This is a genomic window from Celeribacter sp., from assembly GCF_048259695.1.
GTDB lineage: Bacteria > Pseudomonadota > Alphaproteobacteria > Rhodobacterales > Rhodobacteraceae > Celeribacter.
Genome location: NZ_JBLXHL010000029.1, coordinates 1 through 9,415, shown reverse-complemented (window position 1 = coordinate 9,415; position 9,415 = coordinate 1). Strand labels below are relative to the sequence as shown.

The 9,415-nt window shown below is 62.5% G+C and carries 7 protein-coding genes and 1 pseudogene; 2 read left to right on the top strand and 6 right to left on the bottom strand.

Annotation, left to right across the window (positions count from 1 at the left end):
- From ACN0Q0_RS16650 to ACN0Q0_RS16625, 6 genes and pseudogenes are all read right to left on the bottom strand, one after another.
- Window positions 1-628: pseudogene (locus tag ACN0Q0_RS16650) on the bottom strand (hypothetical protein); the annotation flags it as partial.
- Window positions 628-2,808: a hypothetical protein gene (locus ACN0Q0_RS16645; RefSeq protein ID WP_417244399.1), complete on the bottom strand. Its 2,181-nt coding sequence runs from the start codon at window positions 2,806-2,808 to the stop codon at window positions 628-630. The gene ACN0Q0_RS16645 and the pseudogene ACN0Q0_RS16650, both read right to left, overlap by 1 nt.
- Entirely contained in the window at window positions 2,805-3,230 is a 426-nt protein-coding gene (locus tag ACN0Q0_RS16640; protein ID WP_417244398.1) for a deoxycytidylate deaminase, read from the bottom strand. The genes ACN0Q0_RS16645 and ACN0Q0_RS16640 overlap by 4 nt, the downstream gene beginning before the upstream one ends.
- Window positions 3,227-3,718 carry a Gp49 family protein gene (locus ACN0Q0_RS16635; RefSeq protein ID WP_417244397.1) on the bottom strand — a complete coding sequence of 164 codons (492 nt, stop codon included), beginning with the start codon at window positions 3,716-3,718 and terminating at the stop codon, window positions 3,227-3,229. Before ACN0Q0_RS16635 ends, ACN0Q0_RS16640 begins: the two co-directional genes overlap by 4 nt.
- 11 nt (window positions 3,719-3,729) lie before the next feature.
- Window positions 3,730-5,526 (bottom strand): phage terminase large subunit, encoded by a 1,797-nt coding sequence (gene terL / locus ACN0Q0_RS16630; protein ID WP_417244396.1) that lies wholly within the window; start codon window positions 5,524-5,526, stop codon window positions 3,730-3,732.
- Window positions 5,504-6,049 carry a hypothetical protein gene (locus ACN0Q0_RS16625; RefSeq protein WP_417244395.1) on the bottom strand — a complete coding sequence of 182 codons (546 nt, stop codon included), beginning with the start codon at window positions 6,047-6,049 and terminating at the stop codon, window positions 5,504-5,506. The genes terL and ACN0Q0_RS16625 overlap by 23 nt, the downstream gene beginning before the upstream one ends.
- A 383-nt stretch (window positions 6,050-6,432) precedes the next feature.
- Between ACN0Q0_RS16625 and ACN0Q0_RS16620 the strand changes: the two genes are divergently transcribed.
- Window positions 6,433-7,716, top strand: a complete 1,284-nt coding sequence (locus ACN0Q0_RS16620; protein WP_417244394.1) for a hypothetical protein — start codon at window positions 6,433-6,435, stop codon at window positions 7,714-7,716.
- Between the two features lie 54 nt (window positions 7,717-7,770).
- Window positions 7,771-8,166 carry a hypothetical protein gene (locus tag ACN0Q0_RS16615; RefSeq protein WP_417244393.1) on the top strand — a complete coding sequence of 132 codons (396 nt, stop codon included), beginning with the start codon at window positions 7,771-7,773 and terminating at the stop codon, window positions 8,164-8,166.
- Window positions 8,167-9,415 lie beyond the last annotated feature (1,249 nt).

Genomic DNA, 9,415 nt, shown 5'->3' with positions numbered 1-9,415 from the left:
GGCTCGGTGTGCCCTGGGTGCGAAGCGCCTTGAAGATTTCCGCCTGGATCGCCGCCGCCTTCTCGGTGTCACCCTCGATCACCGCCGTGTTGGCCTCGGCCATCTTGGCGGTGATCTGCTCGTCGGTCAGGGTGTTGGCTTCTCGTTCTCGGCGCTCGCGCTCCGCCTCGGCGGCACGGAGCTTCTCTTCCAGCTCCTGCGCGCGGCGCTCCGCCGCACGAAGTTGGGCAGTACGCTGATCGAAGCGAGACTTGGGAATCGCCGGTTCCTTCGGCTTGGCCTTGAAGCGGCCCTGCTCATCACGCTCAGGAACAGCAGCAGCGGCATCAGGCTCCACATCGTCTTCGTCAGCCTCAGCAGAATCCTCGACCGGAGCCGGGTCTTCCTCGGCCTCGACCTCGGCCTCACTGGGGGTGTCGGCATCTGACTCAGCAGCATCGGCTTCCTCCTCGGGTTCCGGCTCCGGCTCCGGTGCAGGCTCCGGTGCAGACGGCTCGTCACCGCCGACCTCATCACCGAAATCCAGCTCGCCAAGCTCGGAGCGGGGGTCTTCAAAGTTCATCAGCCCTTCGAGGTCGAAGTCGGACTCGCGGGCAGTGGTCTGAGAATCATCGGTCTTGATAGTCATCACTGGTCCTTCTTATCGGCTTGGGCCGGTTGGGTGCCGGCGTTGCGGTCGGTGTTGCTGCGTGCGGCGGCGAGTTGCGTCTCGCCTTGGAATTTGGTCCGCGCCATGTCGGCGGCGGTGCGAAGCTGGGACTCCTGGGCGCGGGTCTGGGCGGTGATCTGCGCCAGGCGCATACGGGTTTCCAGCTCCTGCTGCTTGAGGCGAATCTGGGCCTCGATGCGCTGGTACTCCAGCTCCATCTCGGGGGAGCGTCCGCCGCCGGCAGTCTTCTCGGCATTCGCCAAGTCCTTCGCGGCGGAGGCCCGCATCTGCTCGGCCTGTGCCGCGAGCTTGTCCAGCTCGGCCTGCATGCGCTGCATCTCGATCTGCTGGAGCTGCTGCTGCATCTGGACTTCCTCGTCGGTCGGCTCCGCACGACCCAGCAGTTTCTGTACGGCGTCGGCCAGACGCTCGCGATCGGTGAGGTTGCTGCGGCGGATGATGGCGTCGTCCGGCACGGCGATGCCGTTGGCCCGCATGTCCATCAGCTTGGCGAACTCGTCCTCGTCCGCGTTGTCGCGGGTCGGCAGGGACGTGATGGCGATGTCGTAGCGACCGCCGCCCACGCTGTTGATGATCTCCCCGACCTCATTGATCTGGTTGATCGTCACCTGCTCCTCGGGGTTGTCCTTGTCATCCGGGTTCAGGACCGTGACCGTGCGCTGCTCGGTGTAGAAGTCCTGGATCAGCTCAAGAATCTTGCGGCCGACCAGCTTGCGGCTGAACGCGAGGTGCTTGAACGGCTGGCCCATCTGTACCTGACCGCGCTGGGTCTTGCGGTCCAGTGCCACGCCGGACACCTCGGGGCTGACCTGCCCGAGCATGCCGTCGTTCATCCCGCTGATCTGCTGGATGGACATGGCGGTGGTGTCGCTGATGTGGGCCAGCCCCGGCGGAACGTGGTTCGGCTGAATCTTCATCGGCGGCTGGGAAGATCGGGCATAGACCAGGTGCAGGCCGGACTCGGCACCGCGCTCGGTCAGCTCGTCCTCGGTCATGTTGACCAGCGAGCCCTCTTCGGTGATCCAGCCCGAGTTCGCCGTGGTGTTGACGATGTGCAGCTCCTGGCTGCGCGACTTGTTGTAGAACTCCTGCGGGTTGAGCAGGTTGCGCACCATGCCGAACGGCTTGCCACGGCGGAAATAGGGGAAGTACGGCACGATGGTGAACGAGCGGTAGAGCGACCAGTCGTCATAGAGCACGACGTGATCGGCTGTCACCGTCCAGCGCACGCGGCGGCCGGCACGCTCCATGACCTGAATGCCGTGCTTCTCAGCCAAGGCATAAATCTCTTCCGGCTTGCGGTGCTGCGGCGCCTCGCGCAGATCGCCCGTCTCGGGATCGACCAGCACCAGCTCCTTGACCCACTGGTAGTGCTGGCGCTCAATGATGCGCACCGACTTGATATTCTTCTCTTCCGGCAGCTCATAGCCGTACACGCGGTCGGCATTGAAGTTCTCACCGCCGAAGCGGTTGGTGCCGAACTGCACGGAGTCATAGCTGTAGTGGTCGCCGGAGCGAATCTGGGAGTGGAGCTGGTCGGCCTTGGCCCGTCCGTACTTGGTGGCGATCTCATCCAGCGACATCCAGCTCGTTACCATGACCTCGTTCCACGTCTCGGGGTCGTAGTCCTTCGCCTCGGGGTCGATCATGACCGTCAGTGGGTCAAGGTGCGTGATCTTCACGTCGCCGCCAAGGTTGTCCTCGAAGCTGATGCGCACGTCGAAGTAGCCGCGGTCTTGGATCACCCCGTCCGAGAACACGAAGTTCTCAAGGAAGTGGTAGTTGTTGGCCTGCATGATGGCCTGGGTCAGCTTGCCCAGTACGATCGCCCCGTCACGGGTGCCATCACGGGTCGGCAGGAAGCTGACCTGCATCTCACGGTTGGCCTGCTCACCGAGCGCCGCGTTGATCGTGGACAGGATCAGGTTGAACGTCATGGCCGGACGGCCTTCGCTCTCCAGCTTCTTGCGATCCGCGTCGGCCCATTGCTCACCCTGGTAGAAGGCGTCGCACTTCTTGGCCATCGCCACATACTCGCTGTGGCCGTTGTCGCGCGCACGCACGTAGTGCGCCCATTGGCGCTGGGCGATCAGCGACTGCTTATCACCCGGGTGTGGGGAGGAATCGTGCTGGTTCATTCGCTCGGCACCTGTGGTTCAGTCAGATGGATAACTTGGATGCCGGCCTGTCGCAGTCGGTGGATGCCGCGCTGGCAGCGGTAGGCGTCCAGATACAGGACGGCACGGACACCGCCGAGGTTGATGAGGCGCGCTGCGCAGTCATAGCAGGGCTGGGTGGTCACGAAGACCATCTTCTCGACCTCGCGGGGTGCGACACAGTTGATCGTCGCGTTGTCCTCGGCATGCAGGCAGCCGCACCGACCCTGCTCGCCCGTGCAGCTATCCGCCTCGCCCGACGCGCCGCCGTTGTAGCCGACGGCATAGACCTGCCGATAATCAATGCTTGTGACGACGCAACCGACCGCAGCACGGGTGCAGGTGCTGCGGCGGGACAGCTCGCGGGCGAACCCGGCATAGATCGACTCGAAGCTCGGCCTCACGCAAGCTGCCCTCGCATTTCATAGCGCTTCTCTGCCAGAGCGAAGCCCAGCAGCGGCCAGAGCTTCTCGACCGCCTGCTCCCGGGCGTACTGGCGACCCAGCATCATGTCGTAGTTGGCCGGATCGACGCAGGCCGATTCACCCGTGACGGTGTATCCGGTGTCGAGGGTCAGCACGCAGATGGTCAGCGTGGTGCGCGGCACGGAGATATACTGGGTATCGACAATGCGGGACTCGATCAGCTCGGGGGTGATGCGGTCGGGGATACCGGCAGTCGGGGTATAGGACGTTTCGAAGACGCCAGCCGGGGACCAGCTCACATACCCGTCGTACTCAGACGTGTTGCCTGCGCTGCTCGGGTACTCGACCAGATAGCCCTCGTCCGCGCCGTTCTCATCAGCCGGCATGATCCAGCCGCGAAAGTCGTTGTACGCCTGGCGCGTCATGGGCGTGGCGTTGACCAGTTTGGTGCCGATGTACCGCTGCATTGGCGTCTCCGTCATGAGTTCAGGGCCGTGCGACGATTCGCACTGCGAATACTTTTGCCCAGTTTATCACGCCAACTCTTCTTCGGCGCTTCCTTTTTCTCGCGGGACGTGGTGAACAGCATGAGCAACTGGCCGATCCACGCGATGGTGTCCACCTGGTCATCATTCTTCCCGTTGGGGAAGCGCATCATTTCCGCCACCAAGGCCATCGTGGCGTCGCAGTGCTTGCGGAAGAACACGCGGTGCTGCTGCATACGGGCCTGGATCGGGCGGGCACGGGCGATCTTGTCCTTCTTCCCGGGTTTCAGCTCCTCCAGCGGCAGGAACATCCGCTCCTCGCGGAAGCGCTTCTCCAGGATCGGCCGCAGGGTCATTTCGATGTGCCCCCGCTCGATGCCGACGATCTCGCTCTTCCACACCCGTTGCATGGTCAGCATCTTCTCGATGATCTCGAGTGTCCCCCAGCGACCGCGCATGACATCCACCACGTAGATGTTGTCCTTGCGATCCACGCCGACGGTGATCCCGACCGTATAGTCGTTGACCTCCTCCTTGCCGATCGCCAAGTCCCAGGCGGTGTAGAACTTCATCGTGTCGTAGGCCGGGCACGTCTCGCGCACGTAATACTGGAAGTCACTCGCCTTGAAATAATCGCCGTCGTCGGCAACGGGGTTCTGCTGGTACAGGGCCGCCCAGTCACGCGGGCCGACGGCGCGCTTGATGCGGGTCAGCGCCTCGATGGGGTAGCGATCCTCGTGGAGCGCCTCGCCCTGCTTGCGGAACAGCTCGTCGTGCTCGGCAATCGCCGGATAGCGAATGACCTTCCACTCATCCCCCTCGCCGATGGCCTCCTGATGCAGCAGCCAGCCGGCCAGATCGTCATCGTGCCAGCGGGTCAGGATGACCAGCACCCCGCCGCCCGGCGCCAGACGGGTGTAGGCCGTCGAGGTGTACCAGTCCTTGATCGACTGGCGACTCGCCGCGGACTCCGCTTCCTCGCGGTTCTTGATCGGGTCATCAATGACCAGGACGTGGGCACCCTTACCCGTGATGGGACCACCGACACCGGCTGCGGTGTACCCGCCGCCTGCCGTGGTGTTCCACTGCTCGACCGACTGGGAGTCCTTGGACAGTTCAGTGCTGGGGAACACGGACTGATAGGCCGTGTCGCGCAGCGAGCCACGTACCTTGCGGGAGAAGTCGTTGGCCAGCGCCCCCGAGTAGGAGCACGAGATAACCTCATGCTTCGGGTACCGACCGAGGTGCCAGGCGGGGAAGGATCGGGATGCCAGCTCGCTCTTCCCGTGACGCGGGGGCATGAACAGCATCAGGCGGGGCGATTCGCCGGCTGCCACCGGTGCCGAGAACCATTCGAGCTGCTCGCAAATGTCCTTGTGGACCCAGCCGGGCTTGTAGTCGGGATTCAGGCGCAACACCATCGGCAGCAGGTGGTCATGGGCCAACTGCCGGCGGGCCAACTCCTTGCGGGCCGCTTCACTGGGGTCGAACTCGCCTTCCGATCGGACGGCACGCTCACGCCTGAGCTCTGCCGCTCGGGCCTTGGCCTCTTCCTGCCGGCGCCCCACCGCTTCACGAGCCGCCCGCTCCTCGGCCAGTCGCCGGGCCGTCGCCGCCAATTCATCCGCTTCCTGCGCGGCGGCCTCCGCTTCTTCCCCCTTCAACCCGGCACGGCAGTAGACACACGTTCCGGCCTCATTGACGAGCGACATGGGGTGCTCACTCTTGCAGGTCACGCACGTGGCCAGGGCGATCTTGCGGCGCTCATCAACCTTCGTCGTCTTCGCCATCCGGCACCTCCGTGAACTCGCCATCCACCGCGATCTCCGGGGCCAATGACTCCATGCCCAATGCCGCATAACGCAGCAGGTCCGCCGTATCCAGCCCCTCGAGCTGCTTGGCGTTCTGGGGCTTGCGGTCATCGACATCCTGCTTGTCGAGCAGGCCGTGCAACTTCACCAGCGAGTCGGTGGCGCGGGTCATCTCGGCACTGGTGCCGGCCATGTGGTACGCCTGGAGGTACATGGCGTGGGCATCTTCCTTGCCGAAGGTCACACGGGGCAGCACCTTCTCGCTGTACTCCGCGAGGTAGTGATCCATGTGGGCTTGGACATCAGGCCGCTTCTCCCAGGCGCTGCCGGTGGAAGGGGTTGCCCCGACCTCCTTGGCCGCCGCCGAAATGGACATCCCGCCGATACGACAGGCGACGAACGTGCGCTGCTGGGCGGTGATGCGGGGAAGCTCGACCTTTCCGATCTGCCGGTCGGCCTCCATCGAGGCCAACTGCTGTTGGACGAACTCTGAATCTGACATGGCATGTATTCGCTCTGCGAATGAATGCAAGCGATTGTAAACGAGGCCAGGTCAACGGGCAAAAAACTGTAGAAATTTTTCGAGGATCGCTTTCGCGGAGGGCGTGAACGCCGAGGGGCGAGTGTCGCGGGGCCAAAGTCAGATGGCGAGGGGCGAGTGTCTTGGGGCGAAGGTCGAGGGAAAAGTGGCGCAGATTTGCGTGTGCGCGGGGTGGAGTCCCTGCCAGCACAGGGGGGCGCCTCCCGATTCCGGTTCTGGTTCCACCGGCACTCGGTTTCAAACCCAAGGAACCTTGTCTTGACCCCCACCCGGGGGGTCTAGGTGTGGGCAGCGGTCGCACCCGCTGCCCACGTCATGACGCACATCTACTAGGAAGACACATCATGAACGCTAAGACTAACACCATCGCAAGCACCACCTCAACTGTCCACACCGCTCTCAAGTACGGTGCCACAGTCGCCAAGTATCCGGGCGCATGGACCGAGTGGGATGGAGTGGAGTCGCTCGATCAGTTCATCCTCGGGCTGCACAAGCGCCCTGCTGAGGACGTGAAGGATGCAGCGGGACGAGTCAGTGGCCGCAAGCGTGAGGCAGGGCCGGAAGCACTGCGTGCTATCCCCTACATCTACCGTGGTGCCACGCAGTACCTGATGGCTCGCCATGCACTGAGTGCTATGGGGATCGGGGCTGAGGTCAACGTCATCGAGACGGCCCGCAAGATGCACCAGAACCTCGACCTGATGCGTGCGTTCTTCGCCGCCCACAAGCAGTCACGGATCGACGGGGACTTCGCAGAAGCCACCACGATGATCGAGGTGGTGCCCACCATGTCCTGGCAGGAAGTCGGGGACAACGACGGGTCCAGCACAGGCGAAGGCAGCAAGATGTTCGTGTCCTGCTCGCTGGAGGAAGCACTCGATGTCTTCATCGAGGAGCTGATGACCAACGGGGATCGGCTGACCAACGCCCAGTTCACCCTGCTCGATGTGGCGGCACGCGAGGTCATCACGGATCGCAGCTACGACGGCTGGGAGAAGGTGGTGATGGACGGGATGCAGGACAACCCGGGCGGATCGGCCAAGGAGCAGCGCCAGAAGTTCCGCACCGGGCTGATGGCCAAGGGCACCAAGCGGTTCTTCGCGGTCAACAAGCTCTATCGTCTGCTGGTCAAGGAGAAGCGTGTCCTGATCGGCACCATGAACCACCTGCAACAGCTCAAGGAGCGGGCGACACGGTTCGCACAACGCCCGGTCAGCGAGCAGTACGCAGGCGGGAGCGAGGATGAGCAGATTCGCCTGGGCCGTGTCGATCACTGGATGGCAAGCAACGACACCACCGGCATGGACGGCTTCGATCCGGGCCACCGCTACACAGAGGCAGTCATGGTAGGCGAGTCGGAGCTGGCCGACCTCGAAGAGCTGCTGGCAGAGCTGGAAGAACAGCAGATGGTGCTCAACCCGGTCTGGAAGGTCATCAACCGTCGTGGTGCGCCCTACTGGTACGCCAACCAGAACGAGTTCTACACCATCGAGGAGAAGGAGCAGGCAGAGGAGCGCCGGATGGAGCTGCGCGATCAGTGGCTGCGCGATCGCCAGAGCAAGTTCGTTCAGGGTCTGGATGACAAGGCGCTCGCCATGCTGGCCGAGCTTGCCAACTTCGATAGCTAAACACCCAACAGCGGGGGCCAATCGGCCCCCGTTCTCACATCAAGGAGAATCATCATGGCATCTCTCGCCGATCTGGCCGCACTGGCCGCCACTTTCCGCAACGACACACCCGCCAAGCCAGCAGAACCCGCACTGCCCGAGGGCTGGACGTACATCCGCACCGAGGGCGATGGGCGCAAGCGGTATCGGGTCTACGCCATCTTCGAGAAGCGACTGAACGCGGTCGAGAAGGCAATGGCGACACTGCCGGTCGAGTCAAGCCGCCACGAGGTAGGAGACATCTGCCCGCACTGCCTGGGCGCAGGCCGATACTCCGCCCACATGGGGCACTTCCACAACGACAAGTGCTACCGCTGCGATGGCAAAGGGACACTGGATGCCAAGGACTTGGCCTTCTTCCAACGTCGGGTGAAGGGAGCCGGGCCGGTCTGCCATGTCGTCACGGCCTGATCTGCCTGAGTAGATCACACCCCTAACCCACCAACCCGCGTCAGCGTCAGCGTCTGCGTCTGCGTCTGCGTCTGCGTCTTGTTCTTTGGCTGCACGTGATGGATGTCATGGCTGTGATGGGTGTCATGGGTCATGTGCCGAGTGTCAGCACGCTGGCCTGTGTCACGTGACGATCGACATGGATCACGGGTCACGGGTCACGGGACATGGATCGAGTCACGAGGATCAGGGGGTGAGGGTCACATGGCCCTTGCCCCCTTTCATTTGCTGCTTTGGCTTTGGAGGATGCGATGGTGATGGAGACGATTGGTGCCGCGCTGAATGCGGGCATCTGGCTGTTTGGTGCCTACGCCCTGAGTCAGCGGCTCTGCGGTATCGTGCGGGACTGGCTGGGATGAGTGTTGTTGCTCGAATGGCAATTAACGATTGTAACTGGAATGTACGATCGGTGAATCCTGTTTACATTTCTACGGAGTGAGTTTACCTAATCTCAATCCGTAGAAAAGTCTGGAGGCCGCATGACACGTGGCCTGGAGCGATTATTTGATATTTCGTGAGATCTAGCTGGAGGCCACGTGGCACTAAGGCTAGAGCAAATAGCCGCTACGGATTGCGTTTCAGGGGGTACTTAGGCTGGGGATAACACATTTTTTTGGGAGGATGACCCGTGAGCATCAATGGTGGTCATTTGGCACCCAACAATCGGTACTTGGTGACTGCCGGTCAACAATCGCCCTGAGCCGTCCGACACCGTGTCCTTCGACAGTCTACCCAGATCATGGGCACCACGTCACCCGTCAGGCGGCCAACGTCGCTCGTCACGGGTCGATTGGGGGTCAGGGAGGTCACGGGTCAGGGGTCGGTTGTCGGCTGTCACGGGGCGATCTGGGGCCGCTCCGGACCCCTCGACCCTCGACCCTCGGCATGTGACGGGGGCAAGCACCTCACGGGCTGAGGCAGGATCGGCCACGGGGCGCTACAGGGCACCACGGCCTCACACGAGAGAACACCTGCCTGCTATTTCGTGAGGTTATTGGCACAGTTACACAAAGCGTACAATCCACACGCTGAATACCCCACTTTTTTTGTTTTCTATGCTGAGTTTTAAGTAATAAGTAGAAAGTATAGAAAATATAAGCTCTAGCCCAGTAACGACGCGGGTTCCAGGCTGCCTTCTACGGATTCAGGTTATGGGTTAAAGCTCACTCCATAGCCGCTATTCGCTCTAGGCCGCATTCCACCGTTACGG